The sequence below is a fragment of the Streptomyces sp. NBC_00637 genome, assembly GCF_045161545.1.
Taxonomy (GTDB): Bacteria; Actinomycetota; Actinomycetes; order Streptomycetales; family Streptomycetaceae; genus Streptomyces.
In genome coordinates this window covers 5246333-5269154 of the sequence record NZ_CP109046.1, presented here as the reverse complement: position 1 = coordinate 5269154, position 22822 = coordinate 5246333, and the positions used below count along the sequence as shown (strand labels likewise).

26 protein-coding genes, 1 tRNA gene and 1 riboswitch are annotated in these 22822 nt (G+C 69.8%); of the genes, 9 read left to right on the top strand and 18 right to left on the bottom strand.

The window, feature by feature from the left end:
• Positions 1 to 161 precede the first annotated feature (161 nt).
• Positions 162 to 1487 carry an SGNH/GDSL hydrolase family protein gene (locus tag OG440_RS23115; RefSeq protein ID WP_406008690.1) on the top strand — a complete coding sequence of 442 codons (1326 nt, stop codon included), beginning with the start codon at positions 162 to 164 and terminating at the stop codon, positions 1485 to 1487.
• Between the two features lie 190 nt (positions 1488 to 1677).
• On the opposite strand, the gene OG440_RS23110 is transcribed toward OG440_RS23115, so the two are convergent.
• The 4 genes from OG440_RS23110 to OG440_RS23095 are packed head-to-tail and all read right to left on the bottom strand — an operon-like array spanning position 1678 to position 5190.
• Positions 1678 to 2505, bottom strand: a complete 828-nt coding sequence (locus OG440_RS23110) for a DUF1707 domain-containing protein (RefSeq protein WP_406008689.1) — start codon at positions 2503 to 2505, stop codon at positions 1678 to 1680.
• Between the two features lie 9 nt (positions 2506 to 2514).
• The gene (locus OG440_RS23105; protein ID WP_406008688.1) at positions 2515 to 3549 is read right to left on the bottom strand and encodes an ATP-binding cassette domain-containing protein; all 1035 of its coding nucleotides are present in this window, start codon (positions 3547 to 3549) and stop codon (positions 2515 to 2517) included.
• Between the two features lie 26 nt (positions 3550 to 3575).
• Positions 3576 to 4340 (bottom strand): ABC transporter permease, encoded by a 765-nt coding sequence (locus OG440_RS23100; protein WP_406011431.1) that lies wholly within the window; start codon positions 4338 to 4340, stop codon positions 3576 to 3578.
• 49 nt (positions 4341 to 4389) lie between these two features.
• On the bottom strand, positions 4390 to 5190 hold the full coding sequence (locus OG440_RS23095) for an ABC transporter permease (RefSeq protein WP_406008687.1): 801 nt from the start codon (positions 5188 to 5190) through the stop codon (positions 4390 to 4392).
• A 252-nt stretch (positions 5191 to 5442) separates the two neighbouring features.
• Between OG440_RS23095 and OG440_RS23090 the strand changes: the two genes are divergently transcribed.
• Positions 5443 to 7866 carry a transglycosylase domain-containing protein gene (locus OG440_RS23090; RefSeq protein ID WP_406008686.1) on the top strand — a complete coding sequence of 808 codons (2424 nt, stop codon included), beginning with the start codon at positions 5443 to 5445 and terminating at the stop codon, positions 7864 to 7866.
• 51 nt (positions 7867 to 7917) lie between these two features.
• Here the strand turns inward: OG440_RS23090 and OG440_RS23085 are convergent, their stop codons facing one another.
• The 3 genes from OG440_RS23085 to OG440_RS23075 all read right to left on the bottom strand — a co-directional run bounded on the left by OG440_RS23085 (position 7918) and on the right by OG440_RS23075 (position 9146).
• Complete coding sequence (locus tag OG440_RS23085) at positions 7918 to 8238, bottom strand: SMR family transporter (RefSeq protein ID WP_362572034.1); 321 nt, start codon at positions 8236 to 8238, stop codon at positions 7918 to 7920.
• Between the two features lie 41 nt (positions 8239 to 8279).
• Positions 8280 to 8350: riboswitch (guanidine-III (ykkC-III) riboswitch) on the bottom strand.
• Between the two features lie 65 nt (positions 8351 to 8415).
• Positions 8416 to 8718, bottom strand: coding sequence for a GroES family chaperonin (locus tag OG440_RS23080; protein ID WP_406011430.1), 303 nt, complete (start codon positions 8716 to 8718; stop codon positions 8416 to 8418).
• Between the two features lie 98 nt (positions 8719 to 8816).
• Complete coding sequence (locus OG440_RS23075) at positions 8817 to 9146, bottom strand: DUF3618 domain-containing protein (protein ID WP_406008685.1); 330 nt, start codon at positions 9144 to 9146, stop codon at positions 8817 to 8819.
• 94 nt (positions 9147 to 9240) lie between these two features.
• Here OG440_RS23075 and bcp point away from each other — a divergent pair, with 94 nt between their 5' ends.
• Positions 9241 to 9708, top strand: a complete 468-nt coding sequence (bcp, locus tag OG440_RS23070) for a thioredoxin-dependent thiol peroxidase (RefSeq protein WP_406008684.1) — start codon at positions 9241 to 9243, stop codon at positions 9706 to 9708.
• A 338-nt stretch (positions 9709 to 10046) separates the two neighbouring features.
• Positions 10047 to 10129, top strand: a tRNA-Leu gene (locus OG440_RS23065).
• Between the two features lie 65 nt (positions 10130 to 10194).
• Here OG440_RS23065 and rdgB read toward each other — a convergent pair.
• From rdgB to OG440_RS23045, 4 genes are all read right to left on the bottom strand, one after another.
• Positions 10195 to 10797, bottom strand: a complete 603-nt coding sequence (rdgB, locus tag OG440_RS23060; RefSeq protein ID WP_406008683.1) for an RdgB/HAM1 family non-canonical purine NTP pyrophosphatase — start codon at positions 10795 to 10797, stop codon at positions 10195 to 10197.
• Positions 10798 to 10834: 37 nt separating this feature from the next.
• Positions 10835 to 11251 carry a hypothetical protein gene (locus OG440_RS23055; protein ID WP_406008682.1) on the bottom strand — a complete coding sequence of 139 codons (417 nt, stop codon included), beginning with the start codon at positions 11249 to 11251 and terminating at the stop codon, positions 10835 to 10837.
• Between the two features lie 110 nt (positions 11252 to 11361).
• The gene (gene rph / locus OG440_RS23050; protein WP_406008681.1) at positions 11362 to 12099 is read right to left on the bottom strand and encodes a ribonuclease PH; all 738 of its coding nucleotides are present in this window, start codon (positions 12097 to 12099) and stop codon (positions 11362 to 11364) included.
• A 106-nt stretch (positions 12100 to 12205) separates the two neighbouring features.
• Positions 12206 to 12439 (bottom strand): glucose PTS transporter subunit EIIB, encoded by a 234-nt coding sequence (locus tag OG440_RS23045; RefSeq protein WP_009298733.1) that lies wholly within the window; start codon positions 12437 to 12439, stop codon positions 12206 to 12208.
• Positions 12440 to 12624: 185 nt separating this feature from the next.
• Between OG440_RS23045 and OG440_RS23040 the strand changes: the two genes are divergently transcribed.
• Positions 12625 to 13923, top strand: a complete 1299-nt coding sequence (locus tag OG440_RS23040; RefSeq protein ID WP_406011429.1) for a PTS transporter subunit EIIC — start codon at positions 12625 to 12627, stop codon at positions 13921 to 13923.
• 158 nt (positions 13924 to 14081) lie between these two features.
• Positions 14082 to 15332 (top strand): PTS transporter subunit EIIC, encoded by a 1251-nt coding sequence (locus OG440_RS23035; protein ID WP_406008680.1) that lies wholly within the window; start codon positions 14082 to 14084, stop codon positions 15330 to 15332.
• 78 nt (positions 15333 to 15410) lie between these two features.
• Here the strand turns inward: OG440_RS23035 and OG440_RS23030 are convergent, their stop codons facing one another.
• Complete coding sequence (locus OG440_RS23030; protein ID WP_406008679.1) at positions 15411 to 16163, bottom strand: MBL fold metallo-hydrolase; 753 nt, start codon at positions 16161 to 16163, stop codon at positions 15411 to 15413.
• A gap of 261 nt (positions 16164 to 16424) precedes the next feature.
• Between OG440_RS23030 and OG440_RS23025 the strand changes: the two genes are divergently transcribed.
• Positions 16425 to 16907, top strand: coding sequence for a type II toxin-antitoxin system PemK/MazF family toxin (locus OG440_RS23025; protein WP_406008678.1), 483 nt, complete (start codon positions 16425 to 16427; stop codon positions 16905 to 16907).
• Positions 16908 to 16911: 4 nt separating this feature from the next.
• On the opposite strand, the gene OG440_RS23020 is transcribed toward OG440_RS23025, so the two are convergent.
• From OG440_RS23020 to OG440_RS22995, 6 genes are all read right to left on the bottom strand, one after another.
• The gene (locus OG440_RS23020; RefSeq protein ID WP_406008677.1) at positions 16912 to 17862 is read right to left on the bottom strand and encodes a PLP-dependent cysteine synthase family protein; all 951 of its coding nucleotides are present in this window, start codon (positions 17860 to 17862) and stop codon (positions 16912 to 16914) included.
• 16 nt (positions 17863 to 17878) lie between these two features.
• Positions 17879 to 18157, bottom strand: coding sequence for a MoaD/ThiS family protein (locus OG440_RS23015; RefSeq protein ID WP_406008676.1), 279 nt, complete (start codon positions 18155 to 18157; stop codon positions 17879 to 17881).
• Positions 18158 to 18284: 127 nt separating this feature from the next.
• The gene (locus OG440_RS23010; protein WP_020132206.1) at positions 18285 to 18380 is read right to left on the bottom strand and encodes a putative leader peptide; all 96 of its coding nucleotides are present in this window, start codon (positions 18378 to 18380) and stop codon (positions 18285 to 18287) included.
• Positions 18381 to 18472: 92 nt separating this feature from the next.
• Positions 18473 to 19543 (bottom strand): LacI family DNA-binding transcriptional regulator, encoded by a 1071-nt coding sequence (locus OG440_RS23005; RefSeq protein WP_406008675.1) that lies wholly within the window; start codon positions 19541 to 19543, stop codon positions 18473 to 18475.
• A 70-nt stretch (positions 19544 to 19613) separates the two neighbouring features.
• Positions 19614 to 20198: an isochorismatase family protein gene (locus OG440_RS23000; protein ID WP_406008674.1), complete on the bottom strand. Its 585-nt coding sequence runs from the start codon at positions 20196 to 20198 to the stop codon at positions 19614 to 19616.
• 97 nt (positions 20199 to 20295) lie between these two features.
• The gene (locus tag OG440_RS22995) at positions 20296 to 21642 is read right to left on the bottom strand and encodes a nicotinate phosphoribosyltransferase (protein ID WP_406008673.1); all 1347 of its coding nucleotides are present in this window, start codon (positions 21640 to 21642) and stop codon (positions 20296 to 20298) included.
• Positions 21643 to 21699: 57 nt separating this feature from the next.
• Between OG440_RS22995 and clpS the strand changes: the two genes are divergently transcribed.
• The gene (clpS, locus tag OG440_RS22990; RefSeq protein WP_406008672.1) at positions 21700 to 22017 is read left to right on the top strand and encodes an ATP-dependent Clp protease adapter ClpS; all 318 of its coding nucleotides are present in this window, start codon (positions 21700 to 21702) and stop codon (positions 22015 to 22017) included.
• A gap of 11 nt (positions 22018 to 22028) precedes the next feature.
• Complete coding sequence (locus OG440_RS22985; RefSeq protein ID WP_406008671.1) at positions 22029 to 22637, top strand: DUF2017 domain-containing protein; 609 nt, start codon at positions 22029 to 22031, stop codon at positions 22635 to 22637.
• Positions 22638 to 22822 lie beyond the last annotated feature (185 nt).

Below are 22822 nucleotides of genomic sequence, written 5' to 3'. Positions count from 1 at the left end.
GATATTGTCCCTACTTGACCGACTCCTGGAACGGAACAAGAGTTCCCGGCGTCTGTCAGGTGGGGAGCTCGACGGCGAACTCCTACCCGAACGCGGCAACGCACCGACGCGACCGCGTGCCCCGGAGCCGCACCGCTCCCCTCCCCGAGGAGAACCCCCGCATGACCAGGCGCCACGGTGCCCTCCTGTCGGCGATCGTCGCCCTTGTCGTGGGCCTGTCCGCCGCCATATACGTCTCCGCCGCCTCCGACCACGGTCCCGGGCTCGACCGCGCGGCCAGCCGCGCCGCGGTCCCCGGCCCCGGCAGCGCCGCCCCCATCTCGACGGGCGTGTGGGTCGGCACCTGGGCGGCCTCCCCGGTCAGCGGCGAGCCGGGCACCGAGACGGACGGCATGGCCGGCCGCACGGTCCGCAACGTCGTACACACCAGCGTCGGCGGGACGAGTGCCCGCATCACACTGTCCAACCTCTACGGCACCGGCCCGCTCACCGTGACGCACGCCACCCTCGCCGTCGCGGCCGGCGACGGGAGCGCGGCAGCGGTCCCCGACACGCTGCGCCGGCTCACCTTCGGCGGCGCCACCACCGTCGTCGTCCCGGCCGGCGGACAGACGGTCAGCGACGCCGTGACCCTCGCCGTCCCGCACGACTCGGACCTCCTGGTCAGCACCTACTCCCCCACCTCCGCCGGGCCGGTCACCTACCACCCGCACGCCCGGCAGACCAACTACGTCGCCGAGGGCGAGGCCACCGAGAACGTCACCGGTTCTGCGTTCACCGGGGCCGGCGAGTACTGGCGCTATCTGACCGCCCTCGACGTGCTCAGCAACGAGGCCGACGGCACCGTCGTCGCCCTCGGCGACTCCATCACCGACGGCGTCAGCTCCACCGAGGGCGCGAACCGCCGCTGGCCCGACCTCCTCGCCGACCGGCTGCGGGCGAGCGTCACCGCCGCCGGGGACGCGCCCCGCTACGGCGTCGTCAACGAGGGCATCAGCGGCAACCGGGTCCTCGCCGACGACTCCCGTCGCGGCGCCGCCGGCCTCCACCGCTTCGAACGGGACGTCCTCGGCCGTCCGAACGTCAAGGTGGTCGTCATCGACCTCGGCATCAACGACATCCTGCGCGACCCGGGACTCGCCGACCCGCAGGCAGTCCTGGACGGCCTGCGCACCCTCGTCGACCGCGCCCACGCGCACGGCATCAGGGTCGTCGGCACCACCCTCACCCCGTTCCGCGGCCACCGCGGCTACAGCGACGGCCGCGAGGACGTACGGCAGCGCGTCAACCAGGCGATCCGGACGGGCGGCGTGTTCGACACGGTCGTCGACCTCGACCGGGCGCTGCGCGACCCGTACGACCCGCGCAGCCTGCGCCCGGAGTACGACTCGGGTGACCATCTGCACCCCAGTGACCGGGGCTACCGCAAGATGGCGCAGACCGTCGACCTGACGAAGCTGGAAGGACCGGCACCCGCTCGGCTGTGACACCGGCCGGGCCACCGCCGGTCACCTGCCGGACTCGACCCTCGCGACGGTCCTCGCGACAGCCCTCGCAACGGCCCCGGCCGCCGGTCCCCGCGGTTGGCTCGGTCCCCGTGGCCGACCCGGTCTCCGTGATCGGCTCGGTCTCCGTGATCGGCTCGGTCTCCATGGCCGGGCGATCCCCGTGGCCGGCTCAGTTCTCGGAGCGGCGCTCCCGCTGTTCCTCCCGGGAGCCGGCCCCCGCGCCGTGGCCGTGGCCGAGCCCATGGCCGCGCAGGATGTCCTTGTGGCCTTCCAGGGCCCTCCGGTGGGCCTCCCCCTCGTCGTCCCGGGACGACGAACGCAGCTCGCGCTTCGCCGCCTTGCGGTCCAGCTTCTCCTGCCGCCGGGCGGCCCGCGTCTTCTTGTGCTCGACGCCGACCCCACCCCAGAAGGCGAACCCGCCGACGACCACCCGCGGCGCGCCCGGCTCACCGGGAACACCGCTCCCCCGCTGGTCGAAGCCGCCCATCACGCCGATCCCGCGGACCACGACCTCCACCCCCGGTGGCACCGTGATCTGGACCCCGCCCATGATCGCGACACAGTTGATCTCGACCTCACCCGCGGCGAAGTTCGCCTCCCGCAGGTCGATCTCCCCGCCGCCCCAGAAGGCGAAGCAGTCGAACCGCCGGGGGACGGTCCAGCGGCCCCGGCGCTGGAACCCGGACAGGATGGCCACCGCCCAGGTCGACGACCCCTCGCCGCCCACGATCCGCCCGGCCCAACTCCCGTCCTCCAGCGGCCCCTTGTGCAGCGACACCGCAGGTGGGGGCGTGATCCCGGCGACCGGCAGATCCCGGGTGATCGGCGCCAACTCCCCGTACGTGCGCGCCTTGTAGGTCTCCTCCAGCCGTTCCTCGAACTCCGCCATGTCGAGCCGGCCCTCCGCGAGGGCGTCCCGCAGAACCTCGGCGACCCGCTCACGATCGGCGTCGGAGGCACGGAGTTCCGGCAGGCCCGGGGCTGCGTCGTCGGTCATATCAGCAGCCTACGAGTTCCCGGGCGCCGGCACTACGGTCTCCCGCGAGGGCTCCCGGCCCGGCGGCACTCCGGGCACGTCCCCCGGCGGGTACAGCATCTTGGCGATCACCGCCTCGATGTCCGGCTCCCGCACCGACAGGTCCACCAGCGGGTACTCCGCCGCGATCCGGGCGACGAGCGGAGCCGCCGACTCCGACGCCGGGAACGCCAGCCACTGCCTCGGTCCGTCCACCTTCACCACCCGCGCCGCCTCCCCCACCTCGACCGGCGGCAGCTCCCGCTCCAGGTCCACCACCAGCGTCCGTTCGCTCTCCCCCGCCTCGTGCAGCCCGGCGAGCGCACCGTCGTAGACCAGCCGGCCGTGGTCGATGACCATCACCCGGGAACAGAGCCGCTCGATGTCCTGGAGGTCGTGCGTGGTGAGCAGGACCGTCGTACCGCGCTCGGTGTTCAACTCCCGCAGGAACTCCCGCACCCGCACCTTGGAGACCATGTCCAGACCGATCGTCGGCTCGTCCAGGTAGAGCACCTCGGGATCGTGCAGCAGGGCCGCCACGATGTCTCCGCGCATCCGCTGCCCGAGCGACAGTTGGCGCACCGGCACATCCAACAGGTCGGAGAGATCGAGGAGTTCGACCAGCCGGTCGAGGTTCTCCCGGTAACGGCCGTCGGGGATCCGGTACATGCGGTGCATCAACCGGTAGGAATCGATCAGCGGAAGGTCCCACCACAGCGTCGTACGCTGCCCGAACACCACCCCTATGCGATGCGCCAGCCGCAGCCGCTCACGGGACGGGTCGATCCCGGCGACCCGCAGCCGGCCCCCGCTCGGCGTCAGGATCCCCGTCAGCATCTTGATCGTCGTCGACTTCCCCGCGCCGTTCGGCCCGATGTAACCGACCATCTCACCGCGCGCCACGGTGAAGGAGATCGAGTCCACCGCCCGCACCCGCCGCAGCTCCCGCTTCAGGAAACCGGTCCTCCTCCGCACGTCGAAGACCTTCTCGACCCGCTCCACCTCGATGAACGCGCTCTCCGACACCGTCGCACCCTCCGACACGGCCACCCTCAACTTCCCGTACTCCGATACGTCCGCAGCCCCGCCCGCCACGCCAGCCCCGCCACCGCACAGCACGCCACCGCCACCAGCGGCGGAGCGAACGCCGCCCACTGCGGCAGCCCCAGCGGATACGGCCGCCCCAGCACATAGGACGACGGCACCCAGTTGACGAACGCCAGCGGCAGCACGAACGTCACCCCGCGCACCAGCTCCCTGCCGAACACGGTCGGCGGATACTGCAACAGCGTCTGACCGCCGTACGTGAACGCGGCCTGCACCTCCGACGCGTCCTGCGCCACGAACTGGAACGCCGCACCCACCACGAACACCGCCGAGAAGATCGCCCCGCCGCACACCAGCATCACCGGCACCAGCGCCACCTTCACCGGCGTCCAGCCGACGTCCAGCACGGCACACGCGTAGCCCAGCACCAGCGTGCCCTGGATCAGCCGGGCGACCCGGCGCAGCGCGAACCGGTCCGCGGCGACCTGGGCCAGCACCGGCGCGGGCCGCACCAGCAGCGTGTCGAGCGTGCCGTCCCGCACCCGCGAGCCCAGCCGCCCCGCCGAGCCGATCGACAGGTCAGCGAGCCCGAACGACGTCGCCGACACCCCGTAGAGAAAGGCGACCTCCGGCAGCGTGTAGCCGCCGAGCACGTCCACCTGCGCGAACATCAGCAAGATCGCGACAAAGTCCAGCCCCGTCACCAGCAGACCACCGACCACCGTCAGCACGAACGACACCCGGTAGGCCAGCGTCGAACGGATCCACATCCCCGCGATCAGCCGATAGGCCCGCAACCCCTCCGCCAGCCGGCCGCCGTCACCCACCCTGCACCACCACCCGCCGCGTCGCCGCCCCCTGCACCAGCCGGCCCACCGCCAGCAGCACCACCGCCCAACCCGCCTGGAAGGCGAACGCGAGCAACGGATCGGTCCGCCCCATCAGCACGTCGGCGGGCATCTGCAACAACGCCGACCACGGCAGCAGCGTCACGAGGTCACCGAACGGCTGGGGAAACGCGTTGAGCGGCAGCGCCATCCCCGAGAAGAACATCCCGGTGATCATCAGCACCTGCACCGCGCCCGTGCCGTCCATCAGCCAGAACCCGCTCAGCGCCACCAGGAACCGGATCCCGTAACTGACCACCATCGCCAGCCCGATCGTCACCGCGAAGGCCAGCCAGATCACCGGATCGTGTGGCAGCGCCGTCGGAAAGACCAGCGCCCCGAAGACGAACGGCAGCACCCCGCGGCCCAGCAACTGGAACAACGCCCGCCCCACGTCACTCGCCAGCCACCAGGTCTGGAGATCGGCCGGCCGGTACAGGTCGATCGCGATCTCACCCGTGCGGATCCGCTCCATCAACTCGGTCTCGAAACCGCCGCCCTGGATCGCCAGGGTCGCGAACAACGCCTGCCCCAGCCACACATACGTGACCGCCTGTGCCTGGTCATAGCCCCCGAGGTGCGGCCGCTCGTCCCACAACGCCAGATATGCGTAGACGAGGATCAGGCCGAAAACGGTGTTGGTGAACACCCCCGCGGCCGTGGCCACCCGATAGGTCGCGTACCTTCTGAAACCCCCCGCCACGACGGCCGCGTACAAACGCGCCGATCCCAAGGCAACCGTCCTCCTCGCCCACTAGTCACCCCTGGTGCCCGCCTCGACACCGAAGCGGGCGAGCCTAGTGCGCCGCTCCGGAGACGTGCCACGCGTTTTCCGGGCACGAGGTGTGACCCAACGCGCGCCGATTGTCGGGAACGGAACGCTTGGTGCGAGAGTCTTCAACAGGGGGCGCACAAGGCGTACGAGGCTTAAAAGGCTTACGAGGCGTACGGGAACGTACGACGCGAAACAGGAGTCCGGCGACACATGAGTGACGAGCCACAGCCGCAGCAGCCCACCGAGGGCACGGCACCCGGAGCACCTCAGGCGGGTGACGGAGGAAGTGGCGAGGAAGGCAAGAAGATGAAGCGACCCAGGCGCACCGGCTGGCGCCGGCTCCTGCCCACCTGGCGGATGGTGCTCGGCACGTTCGTCCTCGGTGTCCTGGTGCTCGGCGGACTCTTCTTCCTCGGCTACTCCATGGTCGAGATCCCGCCCGCCAACGCGCTCGCCACCAAGCAGTCCAACGTCTACCTCTACGCCGACGGCACCGAGATCGCCCGCGACGGCACCGTCAACCGCGAGAACGTCGACCTCTCCCAGATCTCCAAGGACGCCCAGCACGCCGTCCTCGCCGCCGAGGACCGCGACTTCTACACCGAGTCCGCCATCGACCCCAAGGCGATGCTCCGGGCCGGCTGGAACACCGCCACCGGCAAGGGCAAGCAGTCCGGCTCCACGATCACCCAGCAGTACGTGAAGAACTACTACCTCGCGCAGGAACAGACCGTCACCCGCAAGGTGAAGGAGTTCTTCATCTCCATCAAGCTGGACCGCGAGACCTCCAAGGACGAGATCCTCGAGGGCTACCTCAACACCAGCTACTTCGGCCGCAACGCCTACGGCATGCAGGCCGCCGCCAAGGCCTACTACGGCATCGACGCCGCCAAGCTCACCCCCGCCCAGGGCGCCTACCTCGCCGCCCTGGTCAACGCGCCCAGCGAGTACGACGTCATCGCCCACCCCGAGAACCGCAAGGCCGCCGAAGCCCGCTGGAACTACGTCCTCGACGGCATGGTCACCAAGGGCTGGCTCAGCGAGGCCAAGCGCACCGGGCTGAAGTTCCCCGCCCCCAAGGAGACCTCCGGCGCCGACACCGGCATGTCCGGCCAGCGCGGCTACCTCGTCAACGCGATCAAGGACTACCTGCGCGACAACAAGATCGTCACCCAGGACGAACTCGACGCCGGCGGCTACCGCATCACCACCACCATCGAGAAGAAGAAGCAGAAAGCCTTCGTCGACGCCGTCGACGACAAGCTGATGAAGAAGCTCGACACGAAGAACCGCAAGGTCGACACCTACGTCCGCGCGGGCGGCGCCGCCGTCGAACCCAAGACCGGCAAGATCCTCGCCCTGTACGGCGGCATCGACTACATCAAGCAGTACACCAACAACGCCACCCGCCAGGACTTCCAGGTCGGCTCCACCTTCAAGCCCTTCGTCTTCACCTCGGCCGTCGAGAACGCGTCCGAGACCCAGGACGGCCGCCAGATCACCCCCAACACGATCTACGACGGCACCAACAAGCGCCCCATCCAGGGCTGGAGCGGCGGCACCTACGCCCCCGAGAACGAGGACTACGTCAACTACGGCAACATCGACGTGCGCACCGCCACCGACAAGTCGGTGAACTCGGTGTACGCGCAGATGGCCGTCGACGTCGGCCCGGCGAAGGTCAAGCAGACCGCGATCGAGCTCGGCCTGCCCACCGACACCCCCGACCTCCAGCCCTACCCCTCCATCGCCCTCGGCACGGCCAACGCCAGCGTCCTGGACATGGCCGAGGCCTACGCCACCCTCGCCAACCACGGCAGGCACGGCACGTACACCCTGATCGAGAAGGTCACCAAGGACGGCTCCGACGTGGTGGAACTGCCCGAGCAGAAGGCCTCCCAGGTCGTCAGCCGCGAGGCCGCCGACACCACCACCTCCGTCCTGCGCAGCGTCGTCCAGAACGGCACCGCCACCGCGGCCCTCGCCGCCGACCGGCCCGCCGCCGGGAAGACCGGCACCGCCGAGGAGGACACCGCCGCCTGGTTCGCCGGCTACACCCCCGACCTGGCCACCGTCGTCGCCGTCATGGGCCAGGACCCGAAGACCGCCGCCCACAAGTCCCTCAAGGGCGCCATGGGCCTGCCCCGCATCAACGGCGGCGGCGCGCCCACCGAGATCTGGGCCCAGTTCACCAAGAACGCCCTCAAGGGCACCCCGGCCTCGGACTTCAACCTCCAGATCCAGGAGGGCGGCGAGGAGTCCGCCTACCCGTCGTCCCCGCCCTCCGAGGACGAGCCCGGCGACGAGGCGAGCGACGGCAGCACGCCGAGCTCCGACGCCACCACGGGCCGGACCCAGGGCCAGACCCAGGGGCAGACGGGCGGCGGCACGACCACCGGCGGCACCACCTCGGGCACCACCTCCGGCACCACCACCGACGGCGGCACGACCAACGGCAACACGTCGACCGGCACCACCGACGGCACGACGAGCAGCGGAACGACCTCGGGCACCAACTCCGGTACCACCGACGGCAACACGTCCACCGGCACCACCGACGGCGCGACCGGCGACACCGGCAACACGGTGGGCACGACCACCGGCCCCCAACTGACGGCCACCGGCTGGGACTGACGTACCGAGCCCTGACCTACCGAGGCCCGACGAACCGAGTCGTGGCGTCCCTCAGTGACCGCTGGTCGCCTTGAGCCCCACCACGGCGACCAGCAGCAGACCGACGAAGAAGATCCGGGCGGCGGTCGCCGGCTCCCCCAGCACCACCATGCCGACCACCGCGGCCCCCGCCGCACCGATCCCGACCCACACGCCGTAGGCGGTACCGATGGGGAGGGAACGGGCGGCGTACGACAGCAGCAGCATGCTGGCGACGATGCCGGCGCCGGTGAACAGACTCGGGACGAGCCGCGTGAAGCCGTCCGTGTACTTCATCCCCACCGACCAGCCCACTTCCAGCAGACCGGCGACGACGAGCAGAACCCAGGCCATGGAAAAAACCTCCGAGACGCGAACGCGAACGCACTGACAGCCATGCGTCGTCTTTTCCTGCGTCCCGGTACGGCGCGTCTCGTCGGGCTCCTTCGAAGGTAGCAAAGGCACAGCAAAAAGGGCTGGTGACGATGGTCACCAGCCCTCTTGGTCGGCCGTATCGAGGCGCCGGACCGATCAGAGATACAGACCGGTCGAGTCCTCCGAACCCTCGAACCGGTCCGCCGCCACGGCGTGCAGATCGCGCTCGCGCATCAGCACGTACGCGACACCGCGCACCTCGACCTCCGCACGGTCCTCGGGGTCGTACAGCACCCGGTCCCCCGGCTCCACGGTCCGCACGTTCTGCCCCACCGCGACGACCTGCGCCCACGCCAGCCGGCGACCGACGGCCGCGGTGGCGGGAATCAGAATGCCGCCACCCGAACGCCGCTCACCCTCACCGGCCTCCTGCTTCACGAGCACACGGTCGTGCAGCATCCGGATGGGCAACTTGTCGTGCGTGGTACTCAGGTCGTCTCTCTTGGCGCTCACACCACTGAACCTACCCCGCGCGGATACGCGAGGAGCGCAGGGGATCAGCGCTTGCGGCGCCGCCCGCCGAACGTGAGCAGCCCCACGACGCCGACCACGAGCAGCGCCACCGGCACGACCCGCTCCAGCCGGGGCGCGCCCTCCTCGTCCACGAACTGCGCCTTCACCTCGCTCACCGCGCGGTTGACCTGGACGTAGGCCCTCCCGAGCGTGTGATCGACGTTGGCGACGACCTTCGCCTTGGCGTCACCGACGATGGTCTTCGGGTGCACCCGCACCCCGATCTCGTCCAGCGTCTCCGCCAGCACCTCGCGGCGGGCCCGGATGTCCGCCTCGATCTGCGCCGGGGTTCTGGTGTCCGACGTCTCCGCCACGGTAAGGCCTCCGAAGTCAGCTGTGTCTTGTTCTGGACAGTCTGTCAGCTCTGCCCGCCGCCGCACCGCCAGGACCCCCGGTTACGCTGGCCCGATGAGCGAGCGACTCCAGCCCGGGGACGTGGCCCCCGCCTTCACCCTCCCCGACGCCGACGGCAACCAGGTGTCCCTGTCGGACCACAAGGGCCGCAAGGTCATCGTCTACTTCTACCCGGCCGCGCTTACCCCCGGCTGCACGAAGCAGGCCTGTGACTTCACGGACAACCTGGAACTCCTGGCCGGCGCCGGGTACGACGTCATCGGCATCTCCCCCGACAGCCCCGAGAAGCTGGCCAGGTTCCGCGACAAGGAATCCCTGAAGGTCACCCTCCTGGCCGACCCCGAGAAGACCGTCACCGAGGCCTACGCCGCGTACGGCGCGAAGAAGAACTACGGCAAGACCTACATGGGCGTCATCCGCTCCACGATCGTGGTCGACGAACAGGGCAAGGTCGCACACGCCCTGTACAACGTCCGCGCCACCGGCCACGTAGCCAAGATCATCAAGGACCTGGGCATCTGAGCCCCGCCTCCCCCGAAGAGCGGCCCGCGTCGGACCGACCCGACACGGGCCGCTTTTACCCGTCGGAACTCGGGCGCGACTGTCCGATAAACGGTTCGCTACTCCGTACGAGACCGCGAACGGGTGGTCGGGGACGGAGGGGGCAGGGACGTGCGGAGCGCCACCGGAGGATCGGACGCGTACAGCAAACAATCGCGTGGAGAACCTGCGCCACCTGTGCCCCAATTGCCATGCGCCGACGAAGATGTGGTGTCGGCAGAAAGACAGGACGTCGCTCGCCGGACAGCTGCGGGCCCCCGTACACTTGCAGGCACCCGTCGCTCGACGACGGGCGGCCGGCGGCCTTGGCGGAACGGCAGACGCCTCGCGTTTAGGGCGCGATGGGAGAAATCCCGTGAGGGTTCGAATCCCTCAGGCCGCACTTACCTTCACCTGCAAGGTCCGGCGCGCGACGTTCGCAATCCGGACCTTGCTGGTGGGTGGTCCTCAGCCCAGCAGCTCCCGTACCACCGGTACCAGTTCCCGGAATGCCTTGCCTCGGTGGCTGATTGCGTTCTTTTCTGCCGGTGTCAGTTCCGCGCAGGTGCGGGTCTCGCCGTCCGGCTGGAGGATCGGGTCGTAGCCGAAGCCGTTCGTGCCGGTGGGGGCGAAGCGCAGGACGCCTCGCAACTGGCCCTCGACGACGCGTTCCGTGCCGTCCGGGAGGGCCAGGGCCGCCGCGCAGGCGAAGTGGGCGCCCCGGTGTTCGTCGGCGATGTCCGAGAGCTGGGCCAGCAGCAGGTCCAGGTTGGCCCGGTCGTCGCCGTGTTTGCCCGCCCAGCGGGCCGAGAAGATGCCGGGGGCGCCGTTGAGGACGTCGACGCAGAGGCCGGAGTCGTCGGCGACCGCCGGGAGGCCCGTGGCCTGCGCGAGGGCGTGGGCCTTCAGGAGGGCGTTCTCGGCGAAGGTCACGCCGGTTTCCCTGACGTCGGGGATGTCGGGGTAGGCGTCCGCGCCGACGAGGTCGTGGGGCAGGCCTGCGTCGGCGAGGATCGACCTCAGTTCGGTGATCTTTCCGGCGTTGCGGGTGGCGAGGATCAGGCGGGTCATGTCGACCAGTATCCCGGCCGCCCCGGCCGCTGCGGTCCTATGGGGTGCAGACCTTCGTCAGTTCGCCCGCCGCGTCGGTGACGGGGCTGAGGTCGGGGGTGTTGTCGCCGTTCTCGACGGCGGTGCGGACGTTGGCGACGGCCGCCTGGAGGTCGTCGACCGCCTTGTTGACGTCGGTGTTGTCCGTCTTGTCGCCTATCTTGTCGAGGTTGTTCTCGATGGAGGTCAGCGACTGTTCGGTCTGCGTGGGGTCGTTCGCGGCGTTCTCCACGGCCTGCTGGAGGTCGGTGACGCTGTCGGCGATGGAGTCGGCGGTCTGGACGCAGTCCAGGGCCTTGTTGACTGCGTCGCAGCCGGTCGCCGTCAGTCCCACGGTGAGGGCGACGGCCGCCGTGACGGTGGCTATGACGGTACGGCGACGCCGCTGCGGGCGTCGGCTCGCGGCCGTGGACATAAGTGGTTCCTCCCCTTGCCAGGCCCAGGAGGCCCCCGTTGGTGTACTGGCCAAGACGCGTCGGCGGGCGGGCCGGTTGCTCGCGCCCGCCGCACCTCTTGGCGTTCCCTTTACTTTTCGAGGACCGTATCAAGCGCCGTGCGCTGGATGACACTCAGTTCCGTGCAGCCCGAAACGGCCAGGTCCAGAAGGGAGTTGAGTTCGTCGCGGGCGAACGGCTCGGCCTCGGCGGTGCCCTGCACCTCGACGAAGCGGCCGTCGCCGGTGCAGACGACGTTCATGTCGGTCTCGGCGCGGACGTCCTCCTCGTAGCGGAGGTCGAGCAGGGGCACCCCTCCCACGATGCCGACGGAGACCGCGCTCACCGTGCCGGTGAGGGGCTGGCGGCCGGCCTTGACGAGCTTGCGGCCCTGGGCCCAGGTGATGGCGTCGGCCAGCGCGACGTACGCGCCGGTGATGGCCGCGGTGCGGGTGCCGCCGTCGGCCTGGAGGACGTCGCAGTCGAGGACGATGGTGTTCTCGCCCAGCGCCTTGTAGTCGATCACCGCGCGCAGGGAGCGGCCGATGAGGCGGGAGATCTCGTGCGTGCGGCCGCCGATCTTGCCGCGGACGGACTCGCGGTCGCCGCGGGTGTTGGTGGCGCGGGGCAGCATGGAGTACTCCGCGGTGACCCAGCCCTCGCCGCTGCCCTTGCGCCAGCGGGGGACGCCTTCGGTGACGGAGGCGGTGCAGAAGACCTTCGTGTCGCCGAAGGAGACGAGGACGGAGCCCTCGGCGTGCTTGCTCCAGCCGCGTTCGATGGTGACGGGGCGGAGCTGTTCGGGGGTGCGGCCGTCGATTCGAGACATGGCGCCGAGCCTAGCCGTACCTGCGGAAGGGGCTCCTCCCGGTGGTGGGAGGAGCCCCTGAAGAGTGAGGGTTCGGCGGTGAGCCCTCAGGCGTGGGCGCGGTGGCTCACATCATGTCTTCGATCTCGGCGGCGATGGGGTCGGCGTCGGTGCCGATGACGACCTGGATAGCGGTGCCCATCTTGACGACGCCGTGGGCGCCGGCGGCCTTCAGGGCGGCTTCGTCGACGAGCGAGGGGTCGTTGACCTCGGTGCGCAGCCGGGTGATGCAGCCTTCGATCTCTTCGATGTTGTCGAGGCCGCCGAGTCCGGCGACGATCTTCTCAGCCTTGGTGGCCATGTTCCGTCTCCCTGAATTCCCTGATGCGAACCGCGATGTGAACCGCTTTTTCGCAGTAACCCACAGTTGGCCCAACTTCGCGAGCGATTGTGCCGGGTGTGCCGAAGGATGACGTCAGTGATGACGTCGCAGCAACCCAATCGTCCGTAGCTGGTCTACACCACCTGACAGGCGGTCGCCAAACGATGAGTGCCGAGAGCGCCGATACCGAGATCAGCCCCGCACGTCGGCGCTGGCACAGCGCGTTCCAGGGTCTGCAGAAGATGGGGCGCAGTCTGCAGCTGCCGATCGCGGTGCTGCCGGCCGCGGGCATCCTCAACAGGCTCGGTCAGCCTGATGTGTTCGGGGACGACGGGCTCGGCTGGACGAACGTCGCGAAGGTGATGGCGGGTGCGGGTGCGGCGCTGCTGGACGGTTCCCTCGGGTTGCCGCTGCTGTTCTGCATCGGTGTGGCCATCGGCATGGCGAAGAAGTCGGACGGTTCGACGGCCCTGGCGGCGGTGGCGGGTTTCCTCGTCTACTACAACGTGTTGCGGCAGTTCCCGGAGGACTGTGCGCCGGGTTCGAAGGTGATCCCGAACATCGGGTGCCAGGCGACCGACAACACGGTGGGGGCCTTCGCGTACCAGAATCCGGGGGTGTTCGGCGGGATCGTCATGGGGTTGCTGACGGCGTTCTTCTGGCAGCGGTACCACCGCACGAAGCTGGTGGACTGGCTGGGGTTCTTCAACGGGCGGCGGCTGGTGCCGATCATCATGGCGTTCGTCGCGATCGCGTTCGCCGCGCTGTGTCTGTGGGTCTGGCCGCCGATCGGCGACGCCCTGGAGAACTTCAGCGACTGGCTGGACGGGCTGGACGCGTGGGGTGCGGGCATCTTCGGTGTCGCGAACCGGGCGTTGCTGGTGATCGGTCTGCATCAGTTCCTGAACGTGCCCATCTGGTTCCAGTTCGGCAGTTTCACGAAGCCGGACGGCACGGTGGTACACGGTGACATCAACATGTTCCTTGCGGGCGATCCGGACGCGGGGCAGTTCACCTCCGGTTTCTTCCCGATCATGATGTTCGCGCTGCCCGCGGCGGCGCTCGCGATCACGCACTGTGCGAGGCCGGGGCGCCGCAAGGAGGTCGGGGGGCTGATGCTGTCGGTGGCGCTGACGTCGTTCGTCACCGGTATCACCGAGCCGATCGAGTACTCGTTCCTGTTCGTGGCGCCCCTGCTGTACGCGGTGCACGCGGTGCTGACGGGGGCGTCGATGGCGGTGACGTGGGGGCTGGGGGTGCACGACGGGTTCAGCTTCTCGGCCGGGCTCATCGACTACGTCATCAACTGGAATCTGGCGACGCGGCCGTGGGCGATCGTCCCGATCGGCCTGGCCTTCGCGGCCGTCTACTACGCGATCTTCCGTTTCGCCATCACGAAGTTCGACCTGAAGACCCCGGGCCGCGAGCCGGAGGAGGAGCGGGAGGACGTCACGAAGGCATAGCCCGGACGCAGTGGGGCGACTCTCGGGCGGTAGTCAGGGTGTAGCGGAACGTAATACCACGATTACGCGAATCGTGGGTTCCTTATGCCACCTTCATCGTGCTACAACATGGTCTACACCACTGAGTGGTGTAGACCACCACCCGATGGAGGAAGTCCATGAGCACCGCCACCGCGCCCCCGGCGGCCCCCGCGAAGAAGTGGGGATCCGGCCTTTTGCAGGGTCTTCAGAAGGTCGGCCGCAGCCTTCAGCTCCCGATCGCCGTACTGCCGGCGGCGGGCCTGCTGCTGCGGCTCGGACAGTCGGACGTCCAGGAGAAGCTGCATCTGCCCGACAAGGTCACGGCGGTCTTCGCCACGGCCGGCGGTGCCATCTTCGACAACCTCCCCATGCTGTTCTGTATCGGTGTCGCGATCGGCTTCGCCAAGAAGTCGGACGGCTCCACCGCTCTGGCCGCGCTGGTCGGGTTCCTGGTCTACAGCAACGTCCTGAAGGCGTTCCCGGTCGCCGAGGCCAAGGTCCAGGCGGGTGCGGACATAGCCGCGACCTACAACAATCCCGGCGTTCTCGGCGGCATCGTGATGGGTCTGCTCAGCGCTGTGGTCTGGCAGCGGTACCACCGCACGAAGCTGGTGGACTGGCTCGGCTTCTTCAACGGCCGCCGTCTGGTGCCGATCCTCATGGCGTTCGCCGGCACGCTCATAGGCGTCTTCTTCGGCCTGGTCTGGGAGCCGATCGGCGAGGTCATCTCGAACTTCGGCGAGTGGATGACCGGTCTGGGCGCGTTCGGCGCGGGCCTGTTCGGTCTGATCAACCGCGCGCTGATCCCGGTCGGCATGCACCAGTTCGTCAACTCCGTCGCCTGGTTCCAGATCGGCGACTTCACGGACGCCACCGGTGCCGTGGTGCACGGCGACCTCACCCGCTTCTTCGCCGGTGACCCGACCGCCGGTCAGTTCATGTCCGGCTTCTTCCCGATCATGATGTTCGGTCTGCCGGCCGCCGCCCTGGCCATCGCGCACAGTGCCCGCCCCGAGCGCCGCAAGGCCGTGCTGGGCATGATGATCTCGCTCGCGCTGACCTCCTTCGTCACCGGTGTCACCGAGCCCATCGAGTTCTCGTTCATGTTCATCGCACCGCTGCTGTACGCGATCCACGCGGTGCTGACGGCCCTGTCCATGGCGATCACCTGGGCCCTCGGTGTCCATGCGGGCTTCACCTTCTCCGCGGGTGCCATCGACTACGGGCTGAACTGGAACCTGGCCACGAAGCCCTGGCTGATCATCCCGATCGGCCTGGTGTTCGGCGCCGTCTACTACGTCGTCTTCCGCTTCGCCATCACGAAGTTCAACCTCCCCACCCCGGGCCGTGAGCCCGAGGAGGAGGTCGAGGACCTCACCAAGGCGTAGGCACACCAGCCCGCGCAGGACATGCGAAGGCCCCCGGAGCCCTGAACCGCTCCGGGGGCCTTTCGCGTGCGCCGGGGTCTAGATCTCGTACGTCACCCGTGGTGCGGCCAGATCGACCGGGCCGTCGAAGACCGCGCGGGCGTCCGCCAGGTTGACCCGGGGGTCGGTCCACGGCGGGATGTGGGTCAGTACGAGTTTCCTCGCGCCCGCCCGGCTCGCCGTCTCGCCGGCCTCGCGGCCGTTGAGGTGCAGGTCGGGGATGTTCTCCTTGCCGTGCGTGAAGGCGGCCTCGCACAGGAAGAGATCGGTGTCGCGGGCGAGTTCGTCCAGCGCGGGGCTGATGCCGGTGTCGCCGGAGTAGGTCAGCGACCTGCCGCCGTGTTCGACGCGGATGCCGTACGCCTCCACCGGGTGCGCCACGCGTTCCGTGTGCACGGTGAAGGGGCCGATGTCGAAGGTGGACGGCTTGACCGTGTGGAAGTCGAAGACCTCGCTCATGGAGGAGGCCGACGGGGTGTCGGCGTAGGCCGTGGTCAGGCGGTGTTCCGTGCCTTCCGGGCCGTAGACCGGAATGGGGTCGCAGCGGCCGCCGTCGTGCCGGTAGTAGCGCGCGACGAAGTAGGCGCACATGTCGATGCAGTGGTCGGCGTGCAGATGGCTCAGGAAGATCGCGTCGAGGTCGTAGAGACCGCAGTGGCGCTGCAGCTCGCCCAGGGCGCCGTTGCCCATGTCGAGAAGCAGCCGGAAGCCGTCGGCCTCGAGGAGGTAGCTCGAGCAGGCCGATTCCGCGGAGGGGAACGACCCCGAGCAGCCGACGACGGTGAGCTTCATGAAGGCGAAACCTCCGCTGGCGGGTAACCGAGAAGTACCGGGTGAGGTCCGGGGGACGGATCGTGGAACGAATGATCGTTAAATGGGGCGACCGGGGGTCGTGCGGTGCGTCGAGCGTAAGGCGCAAAACCCCGGGTCGCTCCTCCGCCAGGGGCCGTTGTGGGGGAACTCACCTGTGGTGTCACCGGTTTGGCTGGACCGGGGGCATGTGAAGTGACGATGGGGCGCGCGGCGGCTCTCGCGCGCCGGTAACGTCGTCGTATGGACACGTCCTGGTGGCTCGCGCTCGCGGCGGTGATACTGCTCGCGCTGGTCGCGACGCTCGTGGACGGCTGGGGGCGGAGCCGGCGACCGCAGCGGCGCAGGACCCGGCCGCCGGGCCGGGCGACGGGCCGCCCTCCGGGTCGGTCGACCCGGGGCCAGGGCTTCGCCGGCCGTCCCCAGCCCGCGGAGATCTGGTGGGCGGACGTGCCGTTCGAGGATGGGCCGGGGGTGAAGGACCGGCCGTGTCTGGTGCTCATGGTGCGCGGTGACCGCGCCACCGTCGCGAAGATCACCAGCAAGTACCACGACGAGCGGGCCGGGGTGATCCCGCTGCCGCCGGGTGCCGTGGGGGACGCGCAGGGGCGGCCGAGTTTCCTGGAGACGGACGAGCTGCGCCAGGTACGGGTGAGCGATTTCCGGCGCAGGGTGGGCGTGGTGGACCCGGTCCTGTGGGACCAGGTCCGTCATCTGGCTACCTGAAACCCTACGCCCAGAGCTGGCCCTGCACGGTCTCGATCGCTTCCTCCGTGGTGGCCGCGGTGTAGACGCCGGTGGACAGGTACTTCCAGCCGCCGTCGGCCACGACGAACGCGATGTCCGCGCTCTCCCCCGCCTTCAGCGCCTTCCTGCCGACGCCGATCGCCGCGTGCAGGGCGGCGCCGGTGGAGACGCCGGCGAAGATGCCCTCCTGCTGGAGGAGTTCCCGGGTGCGGGTCACGGCGTCCGCCGAGCCGACCGAGAAGCGGGTGGTGAGGACGGAGGCGTCGTACAGCTCGGGTACGAAGCCCTCGTCGAGGTTGCGCAGGCCGTAGACCAGGTCGTCGTAGCGCGGCTCGGCGGCGACGATCTTCACGTCCGGCTTGTTCTCGCGCAGGTAGCGGCCGACGCCCATCAGTGTCCCCGTCGTGCCGAGGCCGGCGACGAAGTGGGTGATGGACGGGAGGTCGGCGAGGATCTCGGGGCCGGTGGTGGCGTAGTGGGCGCCGGCGTTGTCGGGGTTGCCGTACTGGTAGAGCATCACCCAGTCGGGGTGCTCGGCGGCGATCTCCTTGGCGACGCGGACCGCGGTGTTGGAGCCGCCCGCGGCCGGGGAGGAGATGATCTCGGCGCCCCACATGGCGAGCAGTTCCCGGCGTTCCTGCGAGGTGTTCTCGGGCATCACGCAGACCATGCGGTAGCCCTTGAGCTTGGCCGCCATGGCGAGGGAGATGCCGGTGTTGCCGCTCGTCGGTTCCAGGATGGTGCAGCCGGGGGTGAGGCGGCCGTCCTTCTCGGCCTGCTCGACCATGTGCAGGGCGGGGCGGTCCTTGACCGAGCCGGTGGGGTTGCGGTCCTCGAGCTTCGCCCAGATGCGGACGTCGGCGGACGGCGAGAGCCGCGGCAGGCGCACCAGAGGGGTGTTGCCCACCGCGGCCAGCGGGGAGTCGTAGCGCATGGGGTTCGGCGGCCGATCAGGCCATGCCGCCGGCCACGGCCGGCAGGATGGTCACGGTGTCGCCGTCGGTCAGCTTGGTGTCGATGCCGTCGACGAAGCGGACGTCCTCGTCGTTCAGGTAGACGTTGACGAAGCGGCGCAGCTTTCCGTCGTCCACGATGCGGGCCTGGATTCCGGCGTGGCGGGTCTCGAGGTCGGTGAACAGGTCGGCGAGGGTGTCACCGTTGCCCTCCACCGCCTTCTGACCGTCGGTGTACTGGCGGAGGATGGTGGGGATGCGGACCTCGATGGCCATGGCTCAGGGCTCCTGTCGGAAGGTGTGGGCAGCGCGGGTTCGTGCAGGGTGAGGCTCCCCACGCTCGGCTGCGCTCGCGCGGGCGGTACCCCCATCGGCTCACGGCCGTACGGCGGCGGGTGGTGCGTCAACAGATGGCGCTGGCGAGCCTGCACAGGTCGACGTGCAGCCGCGCCACGAGCAGTGCGCCCGGCGTCTTCTCGCTCACGTCGTTCAGAACCATGCGCTCATCGTATCGATTCCCGGTCCGGCTTCCGGAATGTGATCCCACATCGCGGACGATCGGGGGCCGGGGAATGAGACGCCGCCGCGTCGTCAGGCCGATGCGCGGCGCACCAGGCGGGTCGGGACGATCACGGAGGGGCCGCCGTCCGGGGCGTCCGGCGCTGTGCCCGCGGGTGTCGGGTGCTGTCCGGCGAGCAGCAGCCGGGCCATCAGCCGGCCCATCTCCTCGATGTCCTGGTGGACGGTGGTGAGCGGCGGGTCGGTCGTCTCGGCGATGGAGGTGAGGTCGTCGAAGCCGACGACGGCCACGTCCTCAGGGACCCTGCGCCCGTGCTCCCGCAGGGTCTGCAGAGCGCCGGACGCCATGAGGTCGGAGGCGACGAACACGGCGTCGAGGTCGGGTCGGCGGTCCAGCAGCGCGGCCATGGCGTCGGCGCCGCCCTGCCGGGTGTAGTCGGCCCGCTCGACGAGGTGGGGCGAGGCGGCGTCGCGGAGCACGTCGCGGTAGCCGACCAGCCGGTCCGCGGCGGAGTTCTCCTGGTCGTAGGGTCCGGTGACGGTCGCGATCCGGCGCCGCCCGAGGGAGACGAGGTGCTGGACGGCCAGCCGGGCGCCGCCCCGGTTGTCGCCGTCGACGTGGGTCCGGCCGGGCCGTGCGGGGTCGTCGTCGCGCGGCAGGGGGCGGCCGCCGAACACGGCCGGGAGGCCGAGCCGGTCGACGATCTCGGCGAGCCGGTCGCCGGGGCGCAGCGAGAAGAGGATCGCGCCGTCGACGTGGCCGCCGCCGAGGTAGTCGGCCATGCGCGCGTAGTCGTCGGGTTCCTCCAGGAAGAGCAGGACGGCCTGGGAGCCGTGGAGCGCGAGTTCGCGGCGGATGCCGCGCAGGAGGAGGTCGAAGAAGGGGTCGATGAAGAGCCGGTTCTCGGGCTGGGCGGCGACCACGGCGACGGCGTTGGTGCGGTGGGTGACGAGTTGCCGGGCCGCCTGGTTCGGGACGTATCCCAGCTCGGAGATCACCCGGCGGACCCGGTCGACGACCTCGGCCCGTACCCGGGCCTCCCCGTTGATCACCCGGGACACGGTCGACTTCGAGACCCCCGACCGCCGGGCGACGTCTTCGAGCGTGGGCCGCCGTACGTGCGAGCGTTGCGTCAACACCATCTCCGTTGGGGCGAGTTGTGCGTGCACCTTGCGGAAACGGTAACCGGCGGGCGGGGGGTGGCGCCGGAGACTAGACGACCGGCTTGCCCGTGAGTTGTACGCCGGCCGCGCGCAGTTCCTCCAGGGCCCGGTCGGTGCTTTCCTCGGCGACGCCGGCGGTGAGGTCCAGCAGGACCTGGGTGCGGAAGCCCTCGCGGGCCGCGTCGAGGGCGGTGGCCTTGACGCAGTGGTCGGTGGCGATGCCCACGACGTCCACCTCGTCGATCTGGCGGTCCCGCAGCCAGTCGCCCAGGGTGGCGCCGTTCTCGTCGGCGCCCTCGAAGCCGCTGTAGGCGGCCGCGTAGGCGCCCTTGTCGAAGACGGCGTCGATGGCGCCGGAGGCGACGGCGGGCGCGAAGTTGGGGTGGAAGCCGACGCCCTCGGTGCCCGCCACGCAGTGGGCGGGCCATGAGTGCGTGTAGTCGGGGTTGTCGGCGAAGTGGCCGCCGGGCGCGATGTGGTGGTCGCGGGTGGCCACCACGTGCCGGTATCCGGCGGGCGCCTGCCCGATCAGCTCGGTGATGGCGGCTGCCACGTCGGCGCCGCCGGCCACCGCGAGGCTGCCTCCCTCGCAGAAGTCGTTCTGCACGTCTACGACGATCAAGGCGCGGCGCATGGTCGGTGTCCTTCGACTGAGGGTGAAGTAATCGAGCGTAGAGACTTTGTCGGTCCGGCGGGAGGGGGCGTCGCCCGGTGTGTGCCGGGCACACGCCCTAGTTACCCGACAGGTCCTGTGCGTACTCCGTGGGAATGACGGGTTCCCCGCGCGACAGCTGGGTCGCGGAGAGGGGCAGGCCGGCGCGGGCCGCCGCGTGGCGGTCGCGGGCGGCGTCCAGGGACTCGCGGCCGACGACCTCGCCGCCCCTGACCAGCTCGACGAGCAGCTGGTGGCCGGCCAGTGCGGCGGGGACGGTGCCGGTGCCGATGACCTCGGCCTCGGCCACTCCGTAGGCGTCGGGCCGGCGCGCCGCCCATTTGCGGCCGCCGATGGAGGTCTTGCCGCCGGAGGACTTCTTCGCCACCGGTACCAGGGGGGCCTGCGGGTCGGCGGATCCGGTGCGGGCGACCAGTTTGTAGACCATCGAGCAGGTCGGGTGTCCGGAGCCGGTGACCAGCTGGGTGCCGACGCCGTACGCGTCGACGGGGGCGGCGGCGAGCGAGGCGATGGCGTATTCGTCGAGGTCGGAGGTGACGATGATCCGGGTGTCGGTGGCGCCGAGGTCGTCGAGCTGCTGGCGCACCCGGTGGGCCACGAGGAGCAGGTCGCCGGAGTCGATGCGGACCGCGCCGAGCTCGGGGCCGGCGATGTCGACGGCCGTCCGGACGGCCTCGGCGACGTCGTACGTGTCCACGAGCAGGGTGGTGCCCCGGCCGAGCGAGTCGACCTGGGCCTGGAAGGCGTCCCGCTCGCTGTCGTGCAGGAGGGTGAAGGCGTGGGCGCTGGTGCCCACGGTGGGGATGCCGTAGCGGAAGCCCGCGGCCAGGTCGGAGGTGGTGGCGAAGCCGCCGATGTAGGCGGCGCGGGCGGCGGCGACCGCGGCCAGTTCGTGGGTGCGGCGGGCGCCCATCTCGATCAGGGGCCGCTCGCCAGCGGCGGAGGACATGCGGGAGGCGGCGGCCGCGATGGCGGAGTCGTGGTTGAGGATGGAGAGGATGACGGTCTCGAGGAGTACGCACTCGGCGAAGGAGCCCTCGACCCGCATGATCGGCGAGCCCGGGAAGTAGACCTCGCCTTCGGGGTAGCCCCAGATGTCACCCGAGAAGCGGTATGCGGCGAGCCGGTCGAGGGTCTCCTCGTCGACGATGTCGTGCTCCCGCAGGAAGCCGAGGACGTCCGCGTCGAAGTGCAGGTTCTCGACGGCGTCCAGGACCCGTCCGGTGCCCGCGACGACGCCGTAGCGCCGGCCCTCCGGCAGTCGCCGGGTGAAGACCTCGAACACGCTGTGCCGTTCGGCCGTGCCCGCTTTCAGGGCGGCCTGGAGCATCGTGAGTTCGTACTGGTCCGTGAAGAGCGCCGTCGAGGGAACTTCCACCGGCAGCCCAAGGTCCGCTGTGTTCATGGCAATGGATCGTACTCCCTTTTCGTCGGTGTGACGATTTCCCCGCCGCGTGGCAGCATGGACGACGTGACGTCACCCGCTCCCCTTGAGATCGAACGCACCGAGTCGGCGGAGGAGGTCTTCGCCGTACCCGAGCCGGACGTCCCGTGGGTCACGATCGTCCACAACGACCCGGTCAACCTCATGAGCTACGTGACGTACGTCTTCCAGTCGTACTTCGGGTACACCAAGGACAAGGCCACCAAGCTCATGATGGACGTCCACCACAAGGGCCGGGCGGTCGTCTCCAGCGGTTCGCGCGAGGAGATGGAACGCGACGTGCAGGCGATGCACGGTTACGGCCTGTGGGCCACCCTCCAGCAGGACCGGAAGTAGCCTGCCCTCCTATGCCTGGACACTTCGAACCGCTCCCCGGCGGCGGCGCGGCCGTCGCACTCGACAACGTCGAGATCTCCATCATCCGGTCGCTGGCCGTGCAGCTCCTGGAGCTCATCGGCCCCGGCCCCGCCGAGGACGCCCCCGACGACCCGCTCGCCGAGCTCTTCGCCGAGGGGCCGAGCGAGCCGCCCGCCGACCCGGTGCTGCGCCGGCTCTTCCCGGACGCCTACACCGACCCGGAGGGCACCCCGGGCCCCGAGCGGGCCGGTGAGCAGAAGGCGCACTCCGCCGAGTTCCGCCGCTACACGGAGAACGACCTGCGGGCCGGCAAGCGCGAGAACGCCCTCACGGTGGTCCGCTCGCTGGACGCGCTGGCCTCCGAGGCGGCCGGCGAGGGCGGGGCGGTGCTGAAGCTGACGCCCCAGGAGTCCCAGCAGTGGCTCCGCGCGCTGAACGATCTGCGCCTCGCGATCGGCTCCCGTCTGGAGATCACCGACGAGGACGACACCGACCTTCTCTACCGGCTGCCGGACGAGGACCCGCGCAAGCCGATGGTGATGGCGTACCTGTGGCTGGGCGGCCTCCAGGAGACGCTGGTGACGACTCTTCTGCCCTAATTCGTACGCACTTTTGTTCGCTCAGAGGACGCTCAAATCCGGATAACGATCGCGTCAACGCGACGGCCGGGAGTGTCCTCTTTGTGTCTCGTTCATCCGCTTCTTCTTGTGTCGTGCGCCACAGGCCACCCCGGCGATCCATATTGCGGGCGTGATAAATCTTCACGACCGCCCGGCGAACACCA

What these genes read in the sequence shown, in the direction of transcription:
- OG440_RS23115 (WP_406008690.1), top strand. Translation starts at nt 162, where the DNA reads ATGACCAGGCGCCACGGTGCCCTCCTGTCGGCGATCGTCGCCCTTGTC.
- OG440_RS23110 (WP_406008689.1), bottom strand. Translation starts at nt 2,505, where the DNA reads ATGACCGACGACGCAGCCCCGGGCCTGCCGGAACTCCGTGCCTCCGAC.
- OG440_RS23100 (WP_406011431.1), bottom strand. Translation starts at nt 4,340, where the DNA reads ATGTGGATCCGTTCGACGCTGGCCTACCGGGTGTCGTTCGTGCTGACG.
- OG440_RS23090 (WP_406008686.1), top strand. Translation starts at nt 5,443, where the DNA reads ATGAGTGACGAGCCACAGCCGCAGCAGCCCACCGAGGGCACGGCACCC.
- OG440_RS23085 (WP_362572034.1), bottom strand. Translation starts at nt 8,238, where the DNA reads ATGGCCTGGGTTCTGCTCGTCGTCGCCGGTCTGCTGGAAGTGGGCTGG.
- OG440_RS23080 (WP_406011430.1), bottom strand. Translation starts at nt 8,718, where the DNA reads ATGCTGCACGACCGTGTGCTCGTGAAGCAGGAGGCCGGTGAGGGTGAG.
- bcp (WP_406008684.1), top strand. Translation starts at nt 9,241, where the DNA reads ATGAGCGAGCGACTCCAGCCCGGGGACGTGGCCCCCGCCTTCACCCTC.
- rdgB (WP_406008683.1), bottom strand. Translation starts at nt 10,797, where the DNA reads ATGACCCGCCTGATCCTCGCCACCCGCAACGCCGGAAAGATCACCGAA.
- OG440_RS23055 (WP_406008682.1), bottom strand. Translation starts at nt 11,251, where the DNA reads ATGTCCACGGCCGCGAGCCGACGCCCGCAGCGGCGTCGCCGTACCGTC.
- rph (WP_406008681.1), bottom strand. Translation starts at nt 12,099, where the DNA reads ATGTCTCGAATCGACGGCCGCACCCCCGAACAGCTCCGCCCCGTCACC.
- OG440_RS23045 (WP_009298733.1), bottom strand. Translation starts at nt 12,439, where the DNA reads ATGGCCACCAAGGCTGAGAAGATCGTCGCCGGACTCGGCGGCCTCGAC.
- OG440_RS23040 (WP_406011429.1), top strand. Translation starts at nt 12,625, where the DNA reads ATGAGTGCCGAGAGCGCCGATACCGAGATCAGCCCCGCACGTCGGCGC.
- OG440_RS23035 (WP_406008680.1), top strand. Translation starts at nt 14,082, where the DNA reads ATGAGCACCGCCACCGCGCCCCCGGCGGCCCCCGCGAAGAAGTGGGGA.
- OG440_RS23030 (WP_406008679.1), bottom strand. Translation starts at nt 16,163, where the DNA reads ATGAAGCTCACCGTCGTCGGCTGCTCGGGGTCGTTCCCCTCCGCGGAA.
- OG440_RS23025 (WP_406008678.1), top strand. Translation starts at nt 16,425, where the DNA reads ATGGACACGTCCTGGTGGCTCGCGCTCGCGGCGGTGATACTGCTCGCG.
- OG440_RS23020 (WP_406008677.1), bottom strand. Translation starts at nt 17,862, where the DNA reads ATGCGCTACGACTCCCCGCTGGCCGCGGTGGGCAACACCCCTCTGGTG.
- OG440_RS23015 (WP_406008676.1), bottom strand. Translation starts at nt 18,157, where the DNA reads ATGGCCATCGAGGTCCGCATCCCCACCATCCTCCGCCAGTACACCGAC.
- OG440_RS23010 (WP_020132206.1), bottom strand. Translation starts at nt 18,380, where the DNA reads ATGGTTCTGAACGACGTGAGCGAGAAGACGCCGGGCGCACTGCTCGTG.
- OG440_RS23005 (WP_406008675.1), bottom strand. Translation starts at nt 19,543, where the DNA reads ATGGTGTTGACGCAACGCTCGCACGTACGGCGGCCCACGCTCGAAGAC.
- OG440_RS23000 (WP_406008674.1), bottom strand. Translation starts at nt 20,198, where the DNA reads ATGCGCCGCGCCTTGATCGTCGTAGACGTGCAGAACGACTTCTGCGAG.
- OG440_RS22995 (WP_406008673.1), bottom strand. Translation starts at nt 21,642, where the DNA reads ATGAACACAGCGGACCTTGGGCTGCCGGTGGAAGTTCCCTCGACGGCG.
- clpS (WP_406008672.1), top strand. Translation starts at nt 21,700, where the DNA reads ATGGACGACGTGACGTCACCCGCTCCCCTTGAGATCGAACGCACCGAG.
- OG440_RS22985 (WP_406008671.1), top strand. Translation starts at nt 22,029, where the DNA reads ATGCCTGGACACTTCGAACCGCTCCCCGGCGGCGGCGCGGCCGTCGCA.